General features: G+C 73.3%; 20 protein-coding genes. 9 read left to right on the top strand and 11 right to left on the bottom strand.

Annotation, left to right across the window (positions count from 1 at the left end; translation table 11 throughout):
- Nucleotides 1-84: 84 nt before the first annotated feature.
- Nucleotides 85-2,499 carry an endopeptidase La gene (gene lon / locus ACQY0Z_RS00845; protein WP_381730744.1) on the top strand — a complete coding sequence of 805 codons (2,415 nt, stop codon included), beginning with the start codon at nucleotides 85-87 and terminating at the stop codon, nucleotides 2,497-2,499.
- Between the two features lie 78 nt (nucleotides 2,500-2,577).
- Here the strand turns inward: lon and ACQY0Z_RS00840 are convergent, their stop codons facing one another.
- The gene (locus ACQY0Z_RS00840; RefSeq protein WP_439811698.1) at nucleotides 2,578-3,408 is read right to left on the bottom strand and encodes a lysozyme; all 831 of its coding nucleotides are present in this window, start codon (nucleotides 3,406-3,408) and stop codon (nucleotides 2,578-2,580) included.
- Nucleotides 3,409-3,635: 227 nt separating this feature from the next.
- Between ACQY0Z_RS00840 and ACQY0Z_RS00835 the strand changes: the two genes are divergently transcribed.
- Nucleotides 3,636-4,130: a MarR family winged helix-turn-helix transcriptional regulator gene (locus ACQY0Z_RS00835; RefSeq protein ID WP_439811697.1), complete on the top strand. Its 495-nt coding sequence runs from the start codon at nucleotides 3,636-3,638 to the stop codon at nucleotides 4,128-4,130.
- 411 nt (nucleotides 4,131-4,541) lie between these two features.
- On the opposite strand, the gene ACQY0Z_RS00830 is transcribed toward ACQY0Z_RS00835, so the two are convergent.
- Nucleotides 4,542-5,321: a protein phosphatase 2C domain-containing protein gene (locus tag ACQY0Z_RS00830; protein ID WP_189901142.1), complete on the bottom strand. Its 780-nt coding sequence runs from the start codon at nucleotides 5,319-5,321 to the stop codon at nucleotides 4,542-4,544.
- A gap of 407 nt (nucleotides 5,322-5,728) precedes the next feature.
- Here ACQY0Z_RS00830 and ACQY0Z_RS00825 point away from each other — a divergent pair, with 407 nt between their 5' ends.
- Genes ACQY0Z_RS00825 through ACQY0Z_RS00805 form a run of 5 tightly spaced genes read left to right on the top strand, consistent with a single transcriptional unit; the run spans nucleotide 5,729 to nucleotide 12,012 of the window.
- On the top strand, nucleotides 5,729-9,169 hold the full coding sequence (locus ACQY0Z_RS00825; RefSeq protein WP_439811696.1) for a sensor histidine kinase: 3,441 nt from the start codon (nucleotides 5,729-5,731) through the stop codon (nucleotides 9,167-9,169).
- Entirely contained in the window at nucleotides 9,166-9,684 is a 519-nt protein-coding gene (locus tag ACQY0Z_RS00820; RefSeq protein ID WP_189901147.1) for a roadblock/LC7 domain-containing protein, read from the top strand. The genes ACQY0Z_RS00825 and ACQY0Z_RS00820 overlap by 4 nt, the downstream gene beginning before the upstream one ends.
- Nucleotides 9,681-10,109, top strand: coding sequence for a DUF742 domain-containing protein (locus ACQY0Z_RS00815; RefSeq protein ID WP_189901149.1), 429 nt, complete (start codon nucleotides 9,681-9,683; stop codon nucleotides 10,107-10,109). Before ACQY0Z_RS00820 ends, ACQY0Z_RS00815 begins: the two co-directional genes overlap by 4 nt.
- Nucleotides 10,090-10,728 (top strand): GTP-binding protein, encoded by a 639-nt coding sequence (locus ACQY0Z_RS00810; RefSeq protein ID WP_189901151.1) that lies wholly within the window; start codon nucleotides 10,090-10,092, stop codon nucleotides 10,726-10,728. Before ACQY0Z_RS00815 ends, ACQY0Z_RS00810 begins: the two co-directional genes overlap by 20 nt.
- 21 nt (nucleotides 10,729-10,749) lie before the next feature.
- Nucleotides 10,750-12,012: a styrene monooxygenase/indole monooxygenase family protein gene (locus ACQY0Z_RS00805; protein ID WP_189901152.1), complete on the top strand. Its 1,263-nt coding sequence runs from the start codon at nucleotides 10,750-10,752 to the stop codon at nucleotides 12,010-12,012.
- Here ACQY0Z_RS00805 and ACQY0Z_RS00800 read toward each other — a convergent pair.
- The 8 genes from ACQY0Z_RS00800 to ACQY0Z_RS00765 form a co-directional block, all read right to left on the bottom strand.
- Nucleotides 11,976-13,145 carry an NlpC/P60 family protein gene (locus ACQY0Z_RS00800; RefSeq protein ID WP_439811695.1) on the bottom strand — a complete coding sequence of 390 codons (1,170 nt, stop codon included), beginning with the start codon at nucleotides 13,143-13,145 and terminating at the stop codon, nucleotides 11,976-11,978. The genes ACQY0Z_RS00805 and ACQY0Z_RS00800 overlap by 37 nt on opposite strands.
- Nucleotides 13,146-13,248: 103 nt before the next feature.
- A complete protein-coding gene (locus ACQY0Z_RS00795; protein WP_189901156.1) occupies nucleotides 13,249-13,563 on the bottom strand; it encodes a hypothetical protein in 315 nt (104 codons plus the stop codon).
- A 40-nt stretch (nucleotides 13,564-13,603) separates the two neighbouring features.
- Nucleotides 13,604-14,257 (bottom strand): TetR/AcrR family transcriptional regulator, encoded by a 654-nt coding sequence (locus tag ACQY0Z_RS00790; RefSeq protein ID WP_189901158.1) that lies wholly within the window; start codon nucleotides 14,255-14,257, stop codon nucleotides 13,604-13,606.
- 94 nt (nucleotides 14,258-14,351) lie between these two features.
- On the bottom strand, nucleotides 14,352-15,287 hold the full coding sequence (locus tag ACQY0Z_RS00785) for an AurF N-oxygenase family protein (RefSeq protein WP_210634791.1): 936 nt from the start codon (nucleotides 15,285-15,287) through the stop codon (nucleotides 14,352-14,354).
- 188 nt (nucleotides 15,288-15,475) lie between these two features.
- Nucleotides 15,476-16,936: a penicillin-binding protein 2 gene (locus tag ACQY0Z_RS00780; protein WP_347226672.1), complete on the bottom strand. Its 1,461-nt coding sequence runs from the start codon at nucleotides 16,934-16,936 to the stop codon at nucleotides 15,476-15,478.
- Complete coding sequence (locus ACQY0Z_RS00775; protein ID WP_189901164.1) at nucleotides 16,933-18,297, bottom strand: FtsW/RodA/SpoVE family cell cycle protein; 1,365 nt, start codon at nucleotides 18,295-18,297, stop codon at nucleotides 16,933-16,935. Before ACQY0Z_RS00775 ends, ACQY0Z_RS00780 begins: the two co-directional genes overlap by 4 nt.
- A gap of 43 nt (nucleotides 18,298-18,340) precedes the next feature.
- Nucleotides 18,341-19,075, bottom strand: coding sequence for an SH3 domain-containing protein (locus ACQY0Z_RS00770; protein WP_439811694.1), 735 nt, complete (start codon nucleotides 19,073-19,075; stop codon nucleotides 18,341-18,343).
- Between the two features lie 151 nt (nucleotides 19,076-19,226).
- Entirely contained in the window at nucleotides 19,227-19,733 is a 507-nt protein-coding gene (locus tag ACQY0Z_RS00765) for a protein-tyrosine phosphatase family protein (protein ID WP_189901168.1), read from the bottom strand.
- Nucleotides 19,734-19,832: 99 nt separating this feature from the next.
- Between ACQY0Z_RS00765 and ACQY0Z_RS00760 the strand changes: the two genes are divergently transcribed.
- Nucleotides 19,833-20,636: an NERD domain-containing protein gene (locus tag ACQY0Z_RS00760; protein WP_439811693.1), complete on the top strand. Its 804-nt coding sequence runs from the start codon at nucleotides 19,833-19,835 to the stop codon at nucleotides 20,634-20,636.
- A 38-nt stretch (nucleotides 20,637-20,674) separates the two neighbouring features.
- On the opposite strand, the gene ligD is transcribed toward ACQY0Z_RS00760, so the two are convergent.
- Complete coding sequence (ligD, locus tag ACQY0Z_RS00755; protein WP_347226669.1) at nucleotides 20,675-21,556, bottom strand: non-homologous end-joining DNA ligase; 882 nt, start codon at nucleotides 21,554-21,556, stop codon at nucleotides 20,675-20,677.
- Nucleotides 21,557-21,621: 65 nt separating this feature from the next.
- Here ligD and ACQY0Z_RS00750 point away from each other — a divergent pair, with 65 nt between their 5' ends.
- Nucleotides 21,622-22,635 carry a Ku protein gene (locus tag ACQY0Z_RS00750; RefSeq protein ID WP_439813335.1) on the top strand — a complete coding sequence of 338 codons (1,014 nt, stop codon included), beginning with the start codon at nucleotides 21,622-21,624 and terminating at the stop codon, nucleotides 22,633-22,635.
- Nucleotides 22,636-22,775: the final 140 nt, after the last annotated feature.

The raw sequence follows: 22,775 nt of genomic DNA, 5'->3' as shown, positions 1-22,775 counted from the left end.
GAGAGCGAACGCCGCCCCGGGAACATTCGCAAGCTCCCCTGCATTGAGTCGACGTAGCTCAACTTGACTGCCGAAGGGGAGATCATGGCTGCTGAGTCCACACCGCTCGCCCTGCCCGTGCTGCCGCTCGACGACGAGGTCGTGCTGCCCGGGATGGTGGTTCCGCTGGACCTGAGCGATTCCGAGGTGCGCGCGGCGGTGGAGGCCGCCCAGGCCGCCGCCCGTGACGAACCGGGCAAGCCCAAGGTGCTCCTCGTGCCGCGCGTCGACGGCACCTACGCCGGGACCGGCGTGCTGGGCACGGTCGAGCAGGTCGGCCGGCTGGCCGACGGCGACCCGGGCGCCCTGATCCGCGGCCGGGGACGGGTGCGCATCGGCGCCGGCACCACCGGTCCGGGCGCCGCGCTGTGGGTGGAGGGCACCCGCATCGACGAGAGCGTGCCCGAGCCGCTGCCCGGCCACGTGACCGAACTGGTCAAGGAGTACAAGGCGCTCGCCACCGCCTGGCTGCGCAAGCGCGGCGCCTGGCAGGTCGTGGACCGGGTCCAGGCCATCGACGACGTCTCCGCCCTCGCCGACAACTCCGGCTACTCGCCGTTCCTCACCACCGAGCAGAAGGTCGCCCTGCTGGAGACCACCGACCCGGTGGCCCGGCTGAAGCTCGCCACCCAGCAGCTGCGTGACCACCTCGCCGAGCAGGACGTCGCCGAGACCATCGCCAAGGACGTCCAGGAGGGCGTCGACAAGCAGCAGCGGGAGTTCCTGCTCCGCCGCCAGCTGGAGGCGGTCCGCAAGGAGCTGCGCGAGCTGAACGGCGAGCAGGACGGCGACGAGTCCGACGACTACCGGGCCCGCGTCCAGGCCGCCGATCTCCCCGAGAAGGTCCGCGAGGCCGCTCTCAAGGAGGTCGACAAGCTGGAGCGCTCCTCCGACCAGTCGCCCGAGGGCTCCTGGATCCGCACCTGGCTCGACACGGTCCTGGAGATGCCGTGGAACGAGCGCACCGAGGACTCCTACGACATCCGCGGCGCCCAGGAGGTCCTGGACGCCGAGCACGCGGGGCTGCAGGACGTGAAGGAGCGCATCACCGAGTACCTGGCCGTGCGCAAGCGGCGCAGCGACCGGGGTCTGGGCGTCGTCGGCGGGCGGCGAGGCGGCGCGGTGCTGGCCCTGGTGGGCCCGCCGGGCGTCGGCAAGACCAGCCTCGGCGAGTCCGTCGCGCACGCCATGGGCCGCAAGTTCGTCCGGGTCGCCCTCGGCGGCGTCCGCGACGAGGCGGAGATCCGCGGACACCGCCGCACCTACGTCGGCGCGCTGCCCGGCCGGATCGTGCGGGCGATCAAGGAGGCCGGCTCGATGAACCCGGTCGTCCTGCTCGACGAGATCGACAAGGTCGGCTCCGACTTCCGCGGCGACCCCGCGGCGGCCCTGCTGGAGGTCCTCGACCCGGCGCAGAACCACACCTTCCGCGACCACTACCTGGAGGTCGAGCTCGACCTGTCCGACGTGGTGTTCCTCGCCACCGCCAACGTCCTGGAGGCCATCCCGGAGGCCCTGCTCGACCGCATGGAGCTGGTCCGCCTCGACGGCTACACCGAGGACGAGAAGATCGTCATCGCCCGCGACCACCTGCTCCCGCGCCAGCTGGAGCGCGCCGGTCTGCAGCCGGACGAGGTGACGATCGAGGAGGGCGCGCTGCGCAAGCTGGCCGGCGAGTACACGCGCGAGGCCGGCGTGCGCAACCTGGAGCGGTCCGTCGCGCGACTGCTGCGCAAGGTCGCGGCCCAGCACGAACTGGGGGAGCGGGAGCTGCCGTTCACCGTGACCGAGGGCGACCTGCGCGGTCTGATCGGACGGCCGCACCACGTGCCGGAGTCCGCCCAGGAGCCCGCCGAGCGGCGCACCGCGGTGCCCGGCGTCGCCACCGGGCTGGCCGTGACCGGCGCCGGCGGTGACGTCCTCTACGTCGAGGCGTCCCTGGCCGACCCGGAGACGGGCGCGGCGGGGCTGACCCTGACCGGCCAGCTGGGCGACGTGATGAAGGAGTCGGCGCAGATCGCGCTGAGCTTCCTGCGGAGCCACGGCGCCGAGCTGGAGCTGCCGGTGGGCGACCTGAAGGACCGGGGCGTGCACATCCACTTCCCGGCGGGCGCGGTGCCCAAGGACGGCCCGAGCGCGGGCATCACGATGACCACGGCCCTGGCCTCGCTGCTCTCCGGGCGCCTGGTCCGCACGGACGTGGCGATGACCGGCGAGGTGTCGCTGACCGGGCGGGTGCTGCCGATCGGCGGGGTGAAGCAGAAGCTGCTCGCCGCGCACCGGGCGGGAGTCACCACCGTGATCATCCCCAAGCGCAACGAGCCCGACCTGGACGACGTCCCGGCGGAGGTGCTGGAGAAGCTCGACGTGCACGCCGTCACCGACGTCCGCCAGGTCCTGGAGCTGGCGCTGTCCCCGGCGACGAACGGGGCCGCGCCCGAGGTTCCGGTGGCCGCGTGACGGGGGCCGCCGGATGAAGGGGAGGCCCGGGCTCCGTGAGGGAGGCCCGGGCCTTTCCCGTGCCGCCGAGGCCTCGGGTCAGCTTCCGGCGGCGAAGGACCGCACCCGGTCGACGGTGCCGTTGAAGCGGTCGTGATCGCCGACCGTCGGGCCGGTCGAGGTGTACTGCCACATCGTGTACGTGGACCAGCCCGCGGGCAGTTCGCCGACGGTGGAGGCGTACCGGGCGATCCACAGCGGGGTGGTGGAGGCGAAGCCCGCGTAGTTGCCGGTGCACTGCTTCCACCAGCTGGTCGCGGTGTAGATGACGGCGTCGCGGCCGGTGCGGGCGCGGTAGCGGTCGAGGAAGTCGCGGATCCAGCTCACCATCGAGCTCGCCGACTTGCCGTAGCAGTCGTCGCCGTACGGGTTCCACTCGATGTCCAGGACGCCCGGCAGGGTGCGTCCGTCGGCGGACCAGGCGCCCCCGCGGTCCACGAAATAGTCCGCCTGGGCGGCTCCGCTCGTGGTGTCGGGGGTGGCGAAGTGGTACGCGCCGCGGATCATGCCGACGTCGTACGAGCCGTTGTACTGCTGCGCGTGGTACGGGTTGGTGTAGTACGTGCCCTCCGTCGCCTTGGCGTAGGCCCAGCGCACCCCGCTGTTCCACAGCGTGGGCCAGACGACGTTGCCCTGGTGGCTGGAGACGTCCACGCCCTCCGTCTGGGTGGAGCGGGAGGTGGGCAGGCCGGCCTGGCCGTCGTGGGCGAGAACGCCCATGCCCATGTGCGCGGAGCCGCGCGGCGGGACGGAGGGGGAGGAGCCGCCGGCGACGGCGGAGGTCTGCGGGAGGGCGAGCAGCGTGAGCAGGACGGCGCCGGCGGTGCCGAGCGCGCGTATGCGGACGAGTCGGGATCTGTGCACAGGCATGACGCATCTCCGAACGGTCATGGGGCGAACCCGGAATGTGACCCACGTCGCATGTAGTGGGCATGCCACGTAATGGCCTGGTAGAGAAACTGCGGGCGCCGGCCACGGCGGCGGGCCGGGTCGCCGCGCACTGCCGTTGGTCTACGCCTGCGAAATACTTATGGAGCTGGGGCGACGCCGCCACTCGGCCAGAACTTTCAGAACGGGAAACCGAGGCAGGGGCCAACGTGCACGAAGACGGAAACGGCGGCGAGGAGCACGCCGGCTCGCCGGAACCCGCGTCCGGGGTGGAACAGCCCGCGTTCCTGGCGCTGGAACGGGAGTTGACGGTCCTGCTGCGGCGCGCACGGGCCAGCCAGGGGGAGATGGCGCGCGAGGTCCACCCCGACCTCGAGCCGTCCGCGTACGGGCTGCTGGTCCGTCTGGAGGAGTGCGGGCGGCAGCGGGCCACCGAACTGGCCTCCTACATCGGCGTCGGCAAGGCGACGATGTCCCGCCAGCTGCGCGCCCTGGAGGAGCTCGGACTCGTGGGCCGCGAGCCCGACCCCGCCGACGGACGCGCCTGGCTCGTCACCCTGACGGAGGAGGGCCGCCGCCGCGTGAGCCGCGTCCGCGAGGCCCGCAGGGCCCGCTACGCCGGCCGCCTGGCCGACTGGGACCCGGGGGAGGTCGACGAACTGGCGAGGCTGCTGCACAGGCTGAACCGGGGCATGGAGAAGTAGGAGGGGGTCCGTGCAACCCCCTGAGGGGCGCGGGGGACTGCGCGCCCGGCCCCACCGGCCCGCATCCCGGGGCCTCTCCGCCAGGGGGGCGTCTCCTCTGCCGCCACGGCGCGGACAACGCCCTCAAGGGGCGCGGGGAACTGCGCGATCGGCCACGGCCTACCCGCACCCGGCGCTGACAGGGGTGCCCGCGGCTGCGGCGGCGGTGGCGCTCTTCAGGGGCGCGGGGAACTGCGCGATCGGCCACGGACGGCCCGCACCCGGTGTCGGAGGGGTGCCGCTGCGCCCACCCGTGCCGCCCTGCGGCACGACTGCCCGCAGCTCGGGCGTCCCTCAAGGGGCGCGGGGAACTGCGCGATCGGCGCCCACCGGCCCGCAGCCGGACACGGCTCCGCCGTCCGGGTGGCGCCGTCACGCGAACGGCAGCTCCACGTGGACCACCGTCGCATCGTCATGCGTCTTGCCCCCAAGGCCACGCCCCCGCTCCAGCGCGCGCACCCTCCGTACCAACCCCCCGGCCCCCTCCTCCCGGACCACCCCCACACAGTCCGCCCAGTCCCCCTCCCCGAACCGCTCCACCCACCGCGACGCCCCGTCCGTCAGGGCGGTCAACGACCGCACCCGCTCCCGGGGAAGGGAGACGGTCACAGCGCGTGACGACACCGACGGATCGGCCGCCGCCGTGAAGAACCCGCCCTCCTTGTTCCGCAGCGTCGTGTCCACGACCTCGTGGCTGGACAGGGCCGAACGGGGCAGCCGGTCCAGCCGGTCGTCCAATACCGCCGTGACCGTGCCCTCCGGCGCCTCGACCAGCAGGACCGAGTCCGACAGCACCAGACACTCCACCGAGTCGGGTGACCAGCGCGCCAGCACGACCGTTGCCTGCGGCGTTCGGGGGTGAGAAAGGTCACAGGTCGAGGCATGACTCTCGGCCGTACGCGCGATCCCGCGCGACAGCAGCCCGGCGGGCGGAACATCCGGGAGGGAAACGGTCAGTTCGGTCAGAGCGCCGCCCAGCCGGGCGGTGAACCAGTGCACCGAATGCAGACACCCGCCCCCGTCCGACGGCGGCGTCACGCCGTCCAGGACCACGAGCGCGCCGCCCTGTCCGGAGGCGGGGAGCGCGACACTCGCGAAGTCCTCGTTGGGCCGTCCTGGATCACCGGGTTCCGAAACAAGCTCCGTGCGCATCCGGCCAGTCTGCACGAGCTCCCCACAACCGCCGCCGGAGCACGGCAATTGACGCCCCTTCTCCACAGGCGCGCAGGTCACGCGCCTGATTTGGGAGGGAATGAAGCCCTCCGGGAAGACGTGGCGGCGAATATTGCCACCGCACGCCGCAGACGTCCAACCGGCTTGCCACACAGGTCCGCTGCGGTGCACAACGGAACTTGCCCCTCAACTCGCCTCCGATGTTCACTCCTTCGAGTGGCGGGTCAGGTGATGCGCATCCACTGTCCACGGGCACTGGGAGGGTCGGGGAGCGTTGGGGGCGCCTCACTGTCCGAGCGCGGCCAGCGGCTCGGGGAGAGCGCCCGCGCCCGTTGACGGAGCGTCACCCGGGCCCACGGGTACACGAGTCAGGAATGCGAGCACCGGTGCAGAAGACGCGGCCTCGTCGCAAGGACAAGCAGGCGGCCCTCACGGGGGACGCGCAGCAGACGCCCACCGTCGGCAAGGGCCGCCCCACCCACGTGCGCAACCGTCTTGTCGTCGCCGTCGCCGTGGTGGCCGCGGCGATCGCCGGGGCCGGGGCGCCCTCCGTGCTGGCGGCGTCCCAGCAGCTGCACGACTCCCAGGAGCTGGTGACGCTCGCCGAGCGGACCCAGGACGCGCTCGCCCTGGCCCACTCCCTGGCCGACGAGCGTGACGAGGTCGTCCCCTACATCGCGGCCGGCCGCCCCAAGGACAAGGCGCCCTCCGAGGAGCACAGCGCCCGCGTCGACCGCCAGGTCGAGGAACTGCGCGCCGACGAGGACACCTCGCAGGCGCTGCGCGACGAGCTCGACGCCGTCGCCACCGTGCGCCGCGCCGCCCTCACCGGCAAGTCGGGCCCGCTGGAGGCCCACCAGGCGTACTCCGACGCCATCTCCCGGCTGCACAAGCTCGCCGCGCGGCTGGCCGACGCCACCCCGCCCCGCGCCGGCTCCGGCGCGCACGCGCTCACCGAGCTGGACACCGCCGTCCAGCAGGCCGCCGCCACCCGCGGACTGCTGCTCGCCGCGCTGAACGTGCCGAGCTCCAGCGAGACCGTGATCGACCCGGTCACCGGACTGCCCGTCACCTCCGACGGCGCCTCCGAGGAGGACGAGGAGCGGCGCGACGAACTGTCCGCCGCCGCGCTCCTGGCCCGCGTCCGCTCCGACGCGGCACTCGCCGACTTCCGCGACGCCGCCCCGAAGGCCGCGCGCGCCTCCTACGACTCCACGGTCACCGGGCCCGAGGTCGACAACGCAGACAAGTACCTCGAGAAGCTCACCGACAAGCCGACGCTGTCCGACGGCGAGGTCGACACCAGCCCGAAGAAGCTCGCGGCGGCGCTCACCGCGCGGATCGAGATGATGCGCGGCGTCGAGGCCTCGCTGTTCGAACAGCGCACCACGGCTCTCGCCGAACTCCGCGACGAGGACGTCACCGAGCTGGAGATCCGCATCGCGGTCCTCGGCGCCCTGCTGCTGCTCGCGGTCGGCGTCGCCACCGCGATGGCCCGTACCCTCACCCGGCCGCTGTCGGTGCTGCGGCGCGGCTCCGCCCGGCTCGCCGAGGCGGAGGACCCGGCCACGGAGGAGCCCGTCACCTTCACCGGCCGCAACGACGAGTTCGCGCAGGTCGTCCGCTCCGTCAACGCCCTGCACGCGCACGCGGCCGGGCTCGGCCGGCGGATCGCCACGCTGGAGGCCGACCGCAAGCACCTCGTCGGACAGCGGCAGAAGATGGCCGACGCCCGCGAGGAACTGCGCGGCGAACTCGCCGAGGCCACCGCCCACATGGAGCGGATGCGGCACAGCATCGGCAGCACCTTCGTCAGCCTCGCCCTGCGCACCCTCGGCCTGGTCGAGCGGCAGCTCGGCGTCATCGAAGGCCTTGAGGAGCGGGAGGACGACCCGGAGCGCCTGGCCACGCTGTTCAAGCTCGACCACTTCGCCACGGTGATGCGGCGGCACAGCGAGAACCTGCTGGTCCTCGCCGGGACCGAGCAGGGCCGGCGGACGGCGGGCCCGGTCCCGCTGGTCGACGTCGTGCGGGCCGCGGTCAGCGAGATCGAGCGGTACGAGCGGGTGCGGATCGCGGCGCTGCCGCCGCACGCGCACATCGCCGGGTTCGCCGCGGACGACCTGTCCCACCTGCTCGCCGAACTCATGGAGAACGCCACCGCGTTCTCCCCGCCGGACATGCCTGTCGAGGTCTCCGCCTGGCTGATGGAGAACGGCGAGGTGATGCTCTCCGTCCAGGACGAGGGCATCGGCATGGCCGACGACCGGCTGGAGCGGCTCAACACGCGGCTGTCCGAGTTCGACCCGGAGGCGGGGTACGACGCGGAGGCGGAGTCCGGCGACGGTCTCGGTCTCGGCCTGTACGTCGTCGCCCGGCTCGCCCACCGGCACGGGGTGCGGGTGCAGCTGCGCAAGCAGAAGCAGGGCGGCATCGCCGCGGTGGTCGTCCTGCCGGACCCCCTTCTGGCGCCGGCCACCCCCACGGCCGTCCCCGCGTCCGTCCCGGGAGCCGCCCACACGGTGTCCCTGCCGGGCGCCGACGCGGAGGCCAACTCCAACGTCCTGCGCGGCCGCAGCAAGTCGGGCGACCTCCTGGTCGACCTGGCAGAACGCTCGATCGAGGCCCGGGAGGCAGCGGAAGCGGCAGCGTCCGGGACGCCTGCCTCCGGGACGCCTGCCTCCGAGACGCCTGCGGCGCCGGACGCGCAGAGCACGAAGGACACCGCGGAGGCCACGGACACCCCGGCGACGCCGGGCTCCGCCCACGCCGCCGCCCAGTCGCCCTCTGCCGCGCCGCCCGCCGGGGCCGAGCCGTCGGCCGCCTCGGGCCCCGCCACGGAGCCGACTTCGGGCGAGCCCGCCCGCGTCGCTCCGGAGGAGCCGCAGTACGGCGCCCCGGCGCCCGCCGCGGACCCCGCGGCGGCTCGGGACTCCGCCCTCGCCGACGGCGGGACGGATGCCGCCCTGTCGGCAGGTCCGGGCGGGGCCGCTCCGGCTGCCGCAGGGCAGTCCGCCCAGCAGGCGGCCGGCCTCGGAGCCACGGCCGCTGCCGCTCGTGCCGCCTCGGAGGAGGCGCGGTCGCAGGCCGGCGCCCCCGCGCAGTCGGACGCGGCGGCTCCGGGCACCGGTCGTGACGCCGAGCGGACGGACGCTGCCGCGTCGGCCGGCCTGACCGCCGACGCCGCCTCGCGGCCCGCGCCGGGCCAGGGCGCGCCCGTCGCGCCGGAGACGCCCGCTGGCCCCGGTGACGTCGACGCGCCCCGTACCCACGACGTCCCCCCGGCCCGTTCCAGCGAGCCCGGCGCCGGGCGTACCGCCCCCGTGGAGCGGCACGCCGAGACGACCATGGAGCTGTTCATCCCGGCGCAGCCGGAGGAAGGCGTACGCCCGGGTGCCGGGCACGCGCCCGAGTCCCCGGCCGCGCCCGCGCCGGCCGCCGGGGGCGCCGCCCCCGAGACCGCACCGGCACCCGCGGGCCCCGCGCCCACGCCGGACACCACGCCGGCCGCCGAGGCCCCCGCCGCCGGCACCCCCGCCGGCGAGCCCGAGCACCAGCGGGTCGCCGACGGCCCCGGCGGCGAGGAGCCCGTCACCGCCAAGGGGCTGCCGAAGCGGACGCCGAAGATCACCGCGCCGGTCGCTCCCCCGCGGCCGCGGTCCGGGTCGGTGGACGCCGAGGCCCTGCGCAAGCGGCTCGGCGGCTTCCGCCGGGGCGCGGACGCCGGGCGGCGGGACGTCGAGGCGGAACTGGCGTCCGAGACGTCCCGCGGGGACGTCACAACCGAAGAAGCCACGGGGGGCACTGTCGAGGAGGCAAGCAGTTGACCGCGCCCAGTACCTTCGGACTGAGCCATGAGGCCCGCAACCTGCACTGGCTGCTGACGAACCTCGTCGAGGAGGTGCCCGGCATCCAGTCCGTCGCCGTGGTCTCCTCCGACGGCCTGCTGCTCCTCTCCTCCGACGAGGCGCTCGCCCACGCCCGCAGCGGACCCGCTCCGCAGCAGCGGGGCCCGCGCGGCTCCTCCGCCGACCTGGCCACCGTCGTGTCCGGCATCGGCAGCCTCACCGTCGGCGCCTCCAAGCTGATGGACTACGGTCCCGTCAAGCACACGATGGTCGCCATGGACGAGGGCAGCCTCTTCGTGATGTCCATCAGCGACGGCTCGCTGCTCGGCGTGCACGGCTCCGCGGAGTGCGACATGAGCGTCGTGGCGTACCACATGGCTCTGTTCGTCGGCCGCGCCGGCCACGTCCTGACCCCCGAACTCCGCAACGAACTGCGCCGAAGCCTGGAGACCGCAGGGAGCGCGGGGCACGAGTCCGCCGGGAGCCCCCGATGAGCAGTGCCCCGAAGCACCAGCTCCCCGTCCGCGGCGGGGACCGTAAACCCGCCCGAGTGCGCCCCTATTCGCTCACCGGGGGCCGCACCCGCTTCGGCCACGTCCTGCTGGTCGAGACGTTCGTCGGCGCCACGGCCGCCACCGCCGCGATCGAGGCCTCCGACGAGCGCAAGGAGCTCACCTCCGGCGGCCTCGCCCGGGTCATGCCGGAGGTGCGCGCCATCGTCGAACTGTGCCGCCGCATGCGGACGGTGGCCGAGATCGCCGCGCTGCTGCAGATGCCGCTCGGCGTGGTCCGCGTGCTGCTGAGCGACCTCGCGGACCAGGGAAAGATCCGTGTCTACGGAACGGGCACCGGCCACGGCACGGGCCGCCCGGACCGCGCGCTGCTGGAAAGGGTGCTGAGTGGACTCCGCCGTCTCTGACGCCGCACCCGGCGTCACTCCGCTCGTCCAGGGGGACGAGCCCCTGCTGCCCTGGCAGACGGACCCCACCCGGGCCCCGGTCGCCACGAAGATAGTCGTGGCCGGCGGCTTCGGCGTCGGCAAGACCACCCTCGTCGGCTCCGTCTCCGAGATCACGCCTCTGCAGACCGAGGCGCTGATGACCGAGGCGAGCGAGGAGACCGACGACCTCACCGCCACGCCGGACAAGTCGACCACCACCGTCGCCATGGACTTCGGGCGCATCACGCTCGACGACGACCTGGTGCTGTACCTGTTCGGCACGCCCGGCCAGCAGCGGTTCTGGTTCATGTGGGACGACCTGGTGCGCGGAGCGATCGGCGCCGTCGTGCTCGCCGACACCCGCAGGCTCAAGGACTGCTGGCCCGCGCTGGACTACTTCGAGAGCTGCGGACTGCCGTACGTCGTGGCCGTGAACCACTTCGACGGCAGCGAGTGCTACGAACCCGAGGACGTGCGGGAGGCCCTCACGATCCCGGCGCACATACCTGTCATGATCATGGATGCGCGCCGCCGGATCTCGGTCATCGAGACCCTCTTGTCCCTCGTGGGCCACGCGCTCGACGAAACCCCCGAGTAGCCCCTTAGGAGCGTCCCCCGTATGCGGAAGATACTCGTCGTGGGGGCCGGCCAGTCCGGTCTCCAGCTCGCCCTGGGACTCCAGTCGCAAGGGTACGAGGTCACCCTCATGTCCAACCGGACCGCGGACGAGATCCGCACCGGCCGGGTCATGTCCACGCAGTGCATGTTCCACACCGCCCTGCAGCACGAGCGTGACCTGCAGCTGAACTTCTGGGAGTCCCAGGCCCCGAAGATCCAGGGCCTCGGCGTCTCGGTCGCCGCCCCCGGCTCCTTCGACCCGGGCCCCTCGCAGCGGGCGATCGACTGGCTGGGCCGCCTCGACGGGTTCGCGCAGTCGGTGGACCAGCGGGTCAAGATGGCCGGCTGGATGGAGACCTTCGCGCAGCGCGGCGGACAGCTCGTCATCCACGGCGCGGCCGTCGGCGACCTCGACTACCTCGCCCGCGCCTACGACCTGGTGCTCATCGCCGCGGGCAAGGGCGAGCTGGTGCAGATGTTCTCCCGCGACCCCGAGCGCTCCCCGTACTCCACCCCGCAGCGCGCCCTCGCCGTCGCCTACGTGCACGGCATGGGCCCGCGTCCGGAGCACCCGGACACCGAGGCGGTCCGCTGCAACCTGGTGCCCGGCGTCGGCGAGATGTTCATCATGCCGACGTACACCACGTCCGGCCGCGCCGACATCCTGTTCTGGGAGGGCATCCCCGGCGGCCCGCTCGACGCGTTCGCGGACGTCAAGGACCCGGCCGAGCACCTCTCCCTCACGCTGGAGCTGATGGAGAAGTTCCTGCCCTGGGAGTACGCGCGCGCCACCAAGGTCGAACTGACCGACGCCGGCGGCACCCTGGCCGGCCGCTACGCCCCGACCGTCCGCAACCCCGTCGGCCGGCTGCCCTCCGGCGGCCTGGTGCTGGGCGTCGCCGACGTCGTCGTCGCCAACGACCCGATCACCGGCCAGGGCTCCAACTCCGCGTCCAAGTGCGCCGCTGCCTACCTCGCCTCGATCGTCGAGCACGGCGACAAGCCGTTCGACGAGGACTGGATGCGGCAGACCTTCGACCGCTACTGGGAGACCGCCCAGTACGTGACCAAGTGGACGAACGCCATGCTGGCGCCGCCGCCGGAGCACGTCCTGAATCTGATCGGCGCCGCCGGGCAGATGCAGCCCGTCGCCGACCGCTTCGCCAACGGCTTCAACGACCCGGCCGACTTCGAGAACTTCTTCTACGAGCCGGAGAAGACGAACGCCTACCTGGCCGAGGTCGCCGCCGCGGCCGGCGCGTAGCCGGCGCCGTACCCCTCGTCGGACCCGTCCGTCGCCCCCTCGGGGAGCTCCGGCGGCACATAGTGCTCCAGGGGCTCCCCGCCGGGGTCGGGCCGCACCGCGCCCAGCACCGGGTTTGCCGCGACGGGCGACACCTTGACCCGCGCGCCGGGCCGCGGCGCCTGCACCACCATCCCGTCGCCCAGGTACAGGGCGACGTGCGTGGCGTCGCGGAAGTACACGACGAGGTCGCCCGGCCGCAGCTCCGTCAGGTCGATCCGCTCCAGCCGCGCCCACTGCTCCTGGCTGGTCCGCGGCACCTCGGCGCCCGCCGCGCGCCACGCCTCCGAGGTCAGCCCCGAGCAGTCGTACGTCTCCGGGCCCTCCGCGCCCCACTCGTACGGCTTGCCGAGCTGCTCCACCGCGTACCGCACCGCCCGCTCACCGGCGGCGGACGGGGCGCCGGCGCCGCTCAGCGCGCCGGACGCCACCAGTTCCCGCTGCGCCTCGTCGACCCGGCCGCGCTCCAGCTCGGCCAGCTCCGCGAGCTGCTCCGCGGTGAGCGACGCGAGCAACTCCTCGACGTCCCGCAGCCGTTCCACCACCTGGTCCTGTTCCTTCTTGCGCCGCTCGGTGAGCGCCAGCCGCGCGTCCAGCGCCGTGCGCGCCCGCCGCGCCAGCTCGTCCGCCTCCTCGGCGTCCCCGGTCAGCCGGCCCACCGTGTGCGCCCGCTCCCGCGCGAGCTGCCCGATCACATGTCCCTGCTCCAGGGCCCGCTGCGGGTCGCGCGCCAGCAGCAGACGGACGTAGGGGGAGATGCCGCTCAGCGACTGGTACTGCTGCCGGGCGAGCCGTCCGGCGGCGCCCTTGCTGTCGTGCAGGGAGAGCCGGGTGCGGGCCAGCGCCTTCTCCAGCCGCTCCGTCTCGGCGCGCTGCTTCCTGAGCGCCTCCTCGGTGGCGTTGTAGCGCTCGGTGGCCTTCTCGGCCTCCCGGTACAGGGCCTGAAGGTCCGTCAGCAGCTCGGGGACGGAGCGACCGCCGGACGCGGCGGCACCGCCGCCCGGCTCCGGGGCGGCCGCTGCGGGCAGGGGCGCCAGCACGGCCCCGGCCGCCAGCGCCGCCGTACACACCAGACGCAGAAGCATTCCTGACACGCCATCACCTCCGACGCGGGGCGGCTCGTCCGCTCCGCACCGCGAGCATCAGGGGGGTGTGCGCGGTCCGCTCGCCGAGTGTGCGCGGTTCGGCGCAACGGGGTCACCCGTCGGCGTCGTCCGGCTTGCCCTCCGGCGTGGCGTCAGGACGCGGCGCCGGCTTCGACCACGGCCACCGCCGCTCGCTCCCGGCCCGGCCCGTGGGGTCGTAGAGGTACTTCCAGCGGGCGGTCAGGCCGGTGAGTCTGCCGCTGCCGCGCGGCACCCTCCGGTACACCAGCACGGTGGAGGGCCCGCCGTCCGGCGCCGGGACCGGGATGCGGTACGTCTTGGGCGGGTGCCCGGTGATGCCGAGCAGCACAGGCAGGACGCGCCCGTCCATGGGGCCGCCCTCGAAGGGGGTGTCTTCGCTCTTCACCCCACCAGTCTCGGCCATCGGCCGGGGACCCCGGCTCAGGTCACAGGTCCGCGGCCAGTGCCTGCACCAGGGTGTCGGTCTGCGCGTCCCGCCGCGCGGTCACCGTCAGCACCGCCACGAACTGCTCCACCAGCCAGTCCCGCAGCTCCTCGGGCGGTGGCTGCTTGTCCTCGTCGAGCCAGATCAGGGAGGCGGCCTCCACGGCCGTGATCCACGTCCGGATGGTCATCCGCAGCCGCGGCCCGGGCTCCTCCACGCCGAGATGGCGCAGGATGTGCTCGGCCGCGGCCCGCCGCACCCCGTCCACGATGGCGGTCGTACGGGAGGTCTCCACCACGCTGCCGCCCTGGAGCAGGGCGCTGAAGCCGGCGTCGTGGCGGCCGACGAAGTCGAGGTAGCGCTCCACGGCCCGGGTCAGCCGGGGCAGCAGCGGGCCCTCCTCCGGCTCGTCGAAGCAGTCGCGCAGCTCGTCGGCGGCGGACATGAGGGCCGCCTCGTAGAGCTGCTGCTTGCCGCCGGGGAAGTACCGGTAGACCAGGGGCCGCGACACCCCGGCCGCCTCCGCCACGTCGTCCAGCGACACCTCCTCCGGCACCTGGTGGGCGAAGAGGGTCAGCGCGGCCTCCAGCAGCTGGCTGCGGCGCTCCTCGACGCTGAGGCGCCGGTAGGCGGGGGTGGGGGCCTGCGAGGTCATGCCCGCAGCGTAACCGGCCGTGGCCGGCGCACGGGGGGCGCGGGCCCGCCCCGGCCGGATCCCGGCCTCTCGCCCCGCTCTGCGGAACGCCTGGTCAGGCCAGCAGTCCCGAGGAACGCCAGAGCCTGCGGCCCACGCCCCGCAGCACGCCGATGTCGTCGAGGAAGTCCGTGAGCTTCTTCGCGCCCTGCTGCATCACCTCGCGCCGGTGCGCGCTCGCCCGCACCTGGGCGACGGCCTCGCGGCGGTCCAGGCCGACGTTCGTGTAGACCTCCGGGTTCACGAACGCCACCGAGAACACCCGGGCGAACTCGCCCGACGACACCCGCGTGAACTCCTGCGACCAGCGCGGCGCGGTCATCATCTGCCGCCGCAGCTCCTCACGCGCGTACCGCACGTGCCGCGACTCCTCGATCACATGGATGCGCGTGACGCCCCGGATCAGCGGCTGCACCCGCTCGTCGGGGAAGGTCAGCCGCTGCATCCAGTCCAGCACCTCCTCGCCGAGGAGGGTCGCGGTGAACGAGCCCGGGGTCGTGGAGATCGTCTTGAACAGGCGCCCCAGGTTGTGGTGGACGCGGCTCACCGGGTACCAGGGGGTGCCGCTGTGCGCGATCACCCGGGCGAACATCTTGGAGTGCCGGCACTCGTCCTCGATCTCGGTGAGGGCGTACCGCACATGCGCGCTGGTCGCGGACTTGTCGTAGATGTGGCGGACCAGCAGCTGCATCAGGATCAGCTCGAACCAGATGCCGAGGGAGGCGAGCGCGGCGGCCTCGTGCCGGGAGAGCAGGAGACGCTGCTCCTCGCTCATCCGCCGCCACAGCGGGGTGCCGTACAGCGACACCAGTTCCGGCGGCCAGAACCACTTGCCGTCCTCGAACGGCGCCTCCCAGTCCAGCTCCGTGTCCGGGTCGAAGGAGTGCTTCGCGGAGGACTCCAGCAGCCGCAGGGCCACCGACTCCCGGTTCCTGAGCTGCCCGAGGGCGTCCCGCAGGCCGTCGAGCGCGTCGGTCTCCGACAGGGTCATGACGGTTCCACCTCGGGGCGTCTCGGGTTACCGGCAGGTCACCTTTATGAGACTGCCTGTCAGCAAGCCCGTCAATCCCTCACGCACGACTTGTCACCGACCGGTCCGCGCCCTCCTGTGTCCGTCCGGGTGGGAAGGGGGTGCGGAGCGAGAAGGCGCACGGGGTCGGGCCGTGCGCGCGACTTGAGTCACTCGTGCCGCAGCACCGCCTCCATCACCGCCCGGGCCACCGGTGCCGCCGTGCCGCCGCCGCTGATCTCGCGGCGGCTGCCCTCGCCGTCCTCCACCACCACGGCCACCGCCACCCTCGGCTCCAGCTCGTCCTCGCGCTGCGCCCAGGAGATGAACCAGGCGTACGGCATGCCCGAGTTGCCCAGCCCGTGCTGGGCGGTGCCGGTCTTGCCGCCGACCACGGCGCCCGGGATCGCCGCCTTCCTGCCGGTGCCGTCCTCCACCACCCCGCGCATCAGCTCCCGCAGCCGGCTCGCCGTCGCCGGGAGCATGGCCCGCCGCACCGCGCCCGACCCCGCCGCGGACACCGTGCCGCCGCTCGCCCGCGTGGTCCGCTCCACCAGGTACGGCTCGCGCACCTGCCCGCCGCTCGCCACGGCCGCCGCGACCATCGCCATCTGCAGCGGCGTGGCCCGCGTGTTGTACTGCCCGATCGACGACAGGGCGAGCTGCGCCGCGTCCACCGTGGTGTCGAAGGTGGAGGGCGCCACCCGGAACGGGATGCGCAGCTCCGGGTCGTTGAAACCGAAGCTCTCCGCCGTCCGCCGCATCCGCGACACCCCCGTGGTGACCCCGAGCTGCGCGAACACCGTGTTGCAGGACCGCACGAACGCGTCCCGCAGTGTGGCGTTCCGGCACTCCTTCGCCCCGTTGACCAGCCGGGTCGTCGTCCCCGGCAGCAGATACGGGTCGGGGGAGCGGGTCGGCCGGTCGACGCCCTTCACCACGCCCGCGTCCAGCGCCGCCGCCGCGGTGACCACCTTGAACGTCGACCCCGGGGGATAGGTGCGCTGCACCGCCCGGTTCAGCATCGGCCGGTCCGGGTCGGCGTTCAGCCGCGCCCACGTCTCCCGCGCCGTCCTGCCGTTCCCCGACAGCGGCTCCGGGTCGTACGACGGCACCGACACCAGCGCCAGGATCCGCCCGGTCGACGGCTCCACCGCCGCCACCGCGCCCTTCCGCCCGCGCAGGCCGTTGTACGCCGCCCGCTGCGCCCGCGGGTCGATCGTCGTCAGCACGTCGCCGCCCGCGCTGCGGGAGCGGGTGAACTCGTTCCACAGCGGCAGCGGCTGGAGCAGGGGGGCGGCCCCCGACAGCACCGCGTCCTCCGTGGCCTCCAGCAGCGTCGTGCCGTACTCCTGCGAGGCGAAACCCGTCACCGGCGCGTACAACGGCCCGTTCCTGTACGTCCGTTCGTAGCGCAGGTGTTCGCCGGTGTCGCGGGACCCGGTGACCGGGCGGCCGTCGACCAGGATGTCGCCGCGCGGCTGCTGGTAGCGCACGATCGCGGCACGGCGGTTGGCCGGGCTGGCCTCGTAGTCCTCCGCGTGGATCACCTGCACCCGGGCCGCGTTCACCAGCAGCGCGACCAGCAGCAGCGCGCAGAACAGCGCCGCGTGCCGGATGTGCCGGGTCACCGGAGCGCACCCGGGGCGGCGGCCTGGCGCCGCGCGCTGTCGCTGAGCCGGACCAGCAGCGCCACGATCGCCCAGTTGGTCACCACCGAGGAGCCGCCCTGCGCCAGGAACGGCATGGCCATCCCGGTCAGCGGGATCAGCCCGGTCACCCCGCCCGCGATCACGAACACCTGGAGCGCCACCAGCGAGGCCAGCCCCACGGCGAGCAGCCGCCCGAACGGGTCGCGCAGCGCCAGCCCGGCCCGGTAGCCGCGCTCCACCAGCAGCCCGTACAGCAGGAACACCGCGGACAGTCCGGCCAGGCCGAGCTCCTCGCCGGCCGTCGCCAGGATGAAGTCGGACTTCACGGCGAACCCGATCAGTACAGAGTGCCCGAGCCCCAGCCCCGAGCCGAGGATGCCGCCCTCGGCGAAGGCGAACAGCGACTGGGCGAGCTGATCGGGGCCCTCGCCCGCCTCGATGGACGCGAACGGGTGCAGCCAGGTCTCGATCCGGTGGTGCACGTGCGGCTCGAGACGGCCCACCGCGACCGCGCCCAGCGACGCCAGCAGCAGCCCCACCGCGATCCAGCCGGTGCGGCCGGTGGCGACGTACAGCAGAACGACGAACAGACCGAAGAACAGCAGCGAGGTGCCGAGGTCCCGCTCCAGGACCAGCACGCCCACGCTGACCAGCCACACGGCGAGGATCGGCCCGAGCACCCGTCCGGTGGGCAGTTGCATCCTCCACACGCGGCGTCCCGCGTACGTCAGCGCACCGCGGTTCGCGGCCAGGTACGCGGCGAAGAACACCGCCAGCAGCACCTTCGCGAACTCACCCGGCTGGATGGAGAAGCCCGCCACCCGGATCCAGATGCGGGCGCCGTTCACCGCGGGGAAGAGGATCGGCACGGTCAGCAGGACCAGCGCGACGGTCACGCACACATAGGTGTAGCGCTGGAGCACCCGGTGGTCGCGCAGCACCAGGATCACCGCGATGAACAGCGCCACCCCGAGCGTCGACCAGATCAGCTGGGCCGGGGCGGCCCGGTCGCCGGGCGTCTCCAGGTCCAGCCGGTAGATGAGCACCAGGCCCATCCCGTTGAGCAGCACCCCGATCGGCAGCGGCAGCGGGTCGGCCAGCGGGGCCCGCCAGCGCACCGCCAGATGGGCGAGCACCGCGAGCACCCCGAGCCCGGCGCCGTAACCGGCGGCGCCGGGCGGGACGGTGCCGTTCCTGGCGAGGCCGACGGCGCAGTAGCCGTACACCGACAGTCCGACGGCCAGGACGATGAGGGCGAGTTCCACGCCGCGGCGCCCGGTGAGACGCACGGTGGGCGCGGGCGGGTCCGCCGTCGCCAGGGTGATACCGGCCTTGCTCATGTCCGGAACTTACCCACTTGCGACGCTTCGTGTGGTGCGCTCATCAGCACCAGCGTGGCGCGGGACCGATGTTGTCGATGTACCGGGCCGGGGCCCAGGCCCAGGTGCCGTCGGTGAGCAGGTACCAGAGCGGGTTGCCGTCCACCTCGTGGCCCGGCGCCTTGCAGAAGATCGAGACGACCTCGCCCTTGTGGGCGTACCGGATGACCTGCGAGCCGCGGTTCGGGGCGCTGCGCAGGGCCAGCTTCTCAGCCGTCACCACGCCGCGGAACTCGCCCTGGTCGCCGTGGTTGCCGCCGGCCTGGTTGCCGCCGCCGCTCTGGTTGCCGCCGCTCTGGTTGCCGCCGCTCTGGTTGCCGGACTGGTTGCCCCAGTCGCCGCCGTTGCCGCCGCCTTGCTGGGCGTTGCCGTTGCCGCCGCCCTGCTGGTAGGAGCCGGTGTTGTTGCCGGAACCGGTGGCGTTGCCGTTGCCGTTTCCGTTGCCGTTTCCGCCCTGCTGGTACCAGTTGCCCTGGCCGGACTGGTTGTGTTGGCCGGACTGGTTGTTCTGCCCGGACTGGTTGTGCTGGCCGGACTGGTTGTTCTGGCCGGACTGGTTGTGCTGCCCGGACTGGTTGTTCTGGCCGCTCTGGTAATTGCCCTGGTTGTTCTGGTTGCCCTGGCCCGGGTCGTCGGCGGCGAGGGCGGGGGCGACGGCGGTCGCGACCGTCAGGGCGCCGGCGGCGAGCGCTATGGGCAGACGGCGGATCAGCGGGGGACGGGGGCGTCGTAGGGACATGGCAGTACCTCCATGGAGGGAGACAACAGGTCGAAGGTGACTTGTCGCCACATTAGGAGCGCCCTCCGGTGCCCGCCCGCCCTGCTGCGCCATCGGGGAGGGCGCTCCGCCTACCGGGTCACACACCCCGTGAGAGGCGGCCGGCTCCCCGTCAGTCCGCGAGTTCCTCCAGCATCCGCGCGGTGACGAGCCCCGCCCGCAGGTAGTCGACGAACAGGCCGTTGTGCAGCGCCCAGGAGGAACGGCGGGCCCGGATCACCTCGATCGCCTCCTCGGCCGAACGGCCCCTGCGCATCAGGGCGTGCGCGACCACCAGCCCTGAGCGGTTGTAGCCGTGGAAGCAGCGGACCAGCACCGTGCGGCCCGCGTCCAGCGCCTCGCACGCCGCCTCGGCCAGCCGGATCACCCCGGCCAGTTGGGTGCCGTCGAGCGGGCCGTCCGGGATGGGCCACACCTGGTGCTCCACCCCCGGGTCGGGCCCGTGCCCCGGCAGCCGCAGCAGGGTGTGCACCAGGTCGAACTGGCGGTGCACCACCACCGGCTCCACCTGTCCCGCGGGCCCGCGCACCTGGTGCCCGCCCATCCACAGACCCGGCTCGATCTCGTCCCAGGGGCTGTCCGGAGCCGGTACGTCGGGTTGACTCTCGCGGGTACGCAACGGCGCCTCCCACTCTCGTCGCCCAACTCTCGTCCACCGTAACCGGCTTCTTGCCCCCGCAGCACCCCGCCTGTTCCCATGGAGGCGAGGTGATGGCGCATGGACGGACCACGCGTCGTGCCGGCCCGCCGGCACGGCAGGGACTGGCTCCACGTCCGCCTCCCGGACGGCAGGAACATCGCCTGGTACGACCGTGAGGCGGCCCGTGTGAACCTGCTCGACGCCGAGCACGAGGCGGAGGTGCTCGCCGCCCTGGGCCCGTACCTCACCGGCCCGGTCGCCGTCGGTCCGCCTCCGGTGCCCACCCCCGCCGACCTCGAGCGGCTCTCCCTCCACCCCGACGACGACCTCGCCCCGAACCGCCCCGGCGAGGCCCTGATCGTCGACCTCGACCGCGCCCCCGGCCCGGCCCGCCGTCTCCGCCCGGACCCGCGCCGCGCGGAGCTGGCCGCGCAGCGGACGGTCGGCGACGCCCTCGACGCCATGGACGGCGCCGGCGGGCATGCCCTGCACTCGCTGCCGCTTCCCGGCGGCCACCGCGTCCACCATCTGCTGATCGGCCCCGGCGGCCTGTACGCCCTGCACGTCCGGGCCGCCCACCGCCAGCGGGTGACCGTCGCGGAGCCCCAGGTGCGCATCGGCCGGCGCCCGCCCGAGCCCCTGCTGCACCGGGTGCGCGCCGACGCCGACCGGGCCGCCCACGCCCTCACCGCCGAGGTCCGCCCGGTGTTGGTCCTGGCCGGCCCCCGCCGTGTGACGGTCGCCGCCGTGCCGCGCGGGGTGCGGGTCCTGACGGACGCGGATGTGCCGGGGCTGGGGCGGGGCTGGGGTGTGCTGAAGCCCGCGGACGTGGAGGCGCTGTACGCGGCTGCGCGGGACCGGAGGACGTGGGCGGGGTTGTGAGCGGGCGGGGTGACGGGTCGCTGCAGGGCGGGCGGTGGTCAGGGCAGCGTGCCCGCCTCGTCCGGATCCAGCAGGGGCGCCAGCAGGTCGCCGTAGTCCTGCAGCCGTGGGCCGATGTCGGGCGCCTGCAGCGCCATCCGGTCGGGTGACTCGCACTCCTCGACCTCCTGCCAGGTCACCGGCGCCGACACCAGCGGCTCGGCGCGCGCCCGCAGGGTGTACGGGGCGGCCGTGGTCTTGCGGGCCGCGTTCTGGCTCCAGTCGACGAAGACCTTTCCCGGCCGCAGGCTGCGCTTCATCTGGTGCAGCACCAGCCGGGGCATCGCCTTCTCCGCCTCCACGGCCAGCGCCTTCGCGTACTCGGACACTTGTTCGGATGAGGAGCCCTTCACTGCCGTGAGGAGGTGCAGCCCTTTCGACCCGGACGTCTTCGCGTACGCCTCGAACCCGTCCTCGGCGAGCCGATCGCGCAGCCACAGCGCGACCTCGCAGCAGTGCACGATGGTCGCGGGCGGGCCCGGGTCCAGATCGAACACGATGCGGTCCGCCTGGCCCGGGTCGGTGATGCGCCACTGGTGGGTGTGGAACTCCGCGACCAGGTTCGCCGCCCACATCAGGCTCGGCAGATCCTCCACCAGCACCATCCGCGCCGGCCCCTCCGACCTCGGCACCTCGGCGGTGGTGACCCAGTCGGGCGTACCGGGCGGCACGTTCTTGGTGAAGAACACCTGCCCGTCGGGTCCGTCCGGATACCGAAGGAACGACACCGGCCGCTCCCGCAGATGCGGCAGCAGCACGTCGGCCACGGTCGCGTAGTAGTGCAGTACCTCCGCCTTGGTGAAGCCCGTGGCGGGATACAGCACCTTCTCCAGATTGCTGAGCGGGAGCCGTCGCCCCTCCACCTCCGTGATGGGAGCCATACGATGAGAATCTCACGCAAACCATGACAAAGGCTCCGACATCGAGCGGCGGACGAGCCGGAGAGGTGCTGCACGTGAGGTCCATCTGGAACGGCGCGATCTCGTTCGGGCTGGTCAGCATCCCGATCAAGCTGGTGAACGCCACCGAGAACCATTCGATCTCGTTCCGCCAGATCCACATCGAGGACGGCGGCCGGATCCGTTACCGGAAGTTCTGCGAGCTGGAGGACCGGGAGGTCAGCAGCCAGGAGATCGGCAAGGGATACGAGGACGCGGACGGGACGATCATCCCGATCACGGACGAGGACCTGGCCAAGCTGCCGATCCCGACCGCCAAGACGATCGAGATCGTCGCCTTCGTGCCGGAGGAGCGCATCGATCCGCTGCAGATGGACGCCGCGTACTACCTCCAGGCGGGCGGGGCCCCCGCGGCGAAGCCGTACACGCTGCTGCGGGAGGCGCTGAAGCGGAGCAAGAAGGTCGCGATCACGAAGTACGCCCTGCGCGGGCGGGAGCGGCTGGGCATGCTGCGTGTCGTCGGCGACGCGATCGCCATGCACGGCCTGCTGTGGCCGGACGAGGTCCGCTCACCGGAGGGGGTCGCGCCGGACACGGACGTCACCGTGCGGGACAAGGAGCTGGACCTCGCGGATGCGCTGATGGACACGCTGGGGGAGGTCGACCTGGAGGACCTGCACGACGAGTACCGGGAGGCGGTGGAGGAGGTCGTCGCCGCGAAGGCGGCGGGCGAGTCGCCGCCGGAGGCGCCGGCCGAGGAGCCGGGTGGCGGCAAGGTGCTGGACCTGATGGCGGCGCTGGAGAACAGCGTGCGGGCGGCGCGGGAGTCGCGGGGGGAGGACGCGGAGGTGAAGCACCTCCCGCAGCGGAAGACGAGCCGGTCGTCGCCGAAGGAGACGGGGGGCAAGAAGTCGACGTCGAAGACGAAGAAGAAGACGGCGTCGTCGCCGCGGAAGTCGACGTCGAAGACGTCGCAGTCGGAGAAGAAGACCGCGACGAAGAAGACGGCGGCGAAGAAGACGCCGGCGAAGAAGACAACGTCCCGCAAACGCTCGGCCTGACCGGCCTGGGGGTGGGCGGGGTCGAGTGCCTGCGGCGCAGGGTCCTGCCTGGTGGGGCTGAGGTCGGGAGCTTGCGACGCCTGGTGGGGAGGTGGGGAGGTGGGGTCTGATGCCTGCGGCGGAGGGCCCTGCCTGGTGGG

Source organism: Streptomyces sp. P9-2, assembly GCF_051903975.1.
Classification (GTDB): Bacteria; Actinomycetota; Actinomycetes; order Streptomycetales; family Streptomycetaceae; genus Streptomyces; species Streptomyces cellulosae.
Note: the sequence above shows the minus strand (reverse complement) of the source record. Positions and strands in the feature narration are given on the sequence as shown.

Coding starts and splice junctions, on each gene's coding strand:
- lon (WP_381730744.1), top strand. CDS start 85: ATGGCTGCTGAGTCCACACCGCTCGCCCTGCCCGTGCTGCCGCTCGAC.
- ACQY0Z_RS00840 (WP_439811698.1), bottom strand. CDS start 3,408: ATGCCTGTGCACAGATCCCGACTCGTCCGCATACGCGCGCTCGGCACC.
- ACQY0Z_RS00830 (WP_189901142.1), bottom strand. CDS start 5,321: ATGCGCACGGAGCTTGTTTCGGAACCCGGTGATCCAGGACGGCCCAAC.
- ACQY0Z_RS00815 (WP_189901149.1), top strand. CDS start 9,681: ATGAGCAGTGCCCCGAAGCACCAGCTCCCCGTCCGCGGCGGGGACCGT.
- ACQY0Z_RS00805 (WP_189901152.1), top strand. CDS start 10,750: ATGCGGAAGATACTCGTCGTGGGGGCCGGCCAGTCCGGTCTCCAGCTC.
- ACQY0Z_RS00790 (WP_189901158.1), bottom strand. CDS start 14,257: ATGACCTCGCAGGCCCCCACCCCCGCCTACCGGCGCCTCAGCGTCGAG.
- ACQY0Z_RS00785 (WP_210634791.1), bottom strand. CDS start 15,287: ATGACCCTGTCGGAGACCGACGCGCTCGACGGCCTGCGGGACGCCCTC.
- ACQY0Z_RS00775 (WP_189901164.1), bottom strand. CDS start 18,297: ATGAGCAAGGCCGGTATCACCCTGGCGACGGCGGACCCGCCCGCGCCC.
- ACQY0Z_RS00770 (WP_439811694.1), bottom strand. CDS start 19,075: ATGTCCCTACGACGCCCCCGTCCCCCGCTGATCCGCCGTCTGCCCATA.
- ACQY0Z_RS00760 (WP_439811693.1), top strand. CDS start 19,833: ATGGACGGACCACGCGTCGTGCCGGCCCGCCGGCACGGCAGGGACTGG.
- ligD (WP_347226669.1), bottom strand. CDS start 21,556: ATGGCTCCCATCACGGAGGTGGAGGGGCGACGGCTCCCGCTCAGCAAT.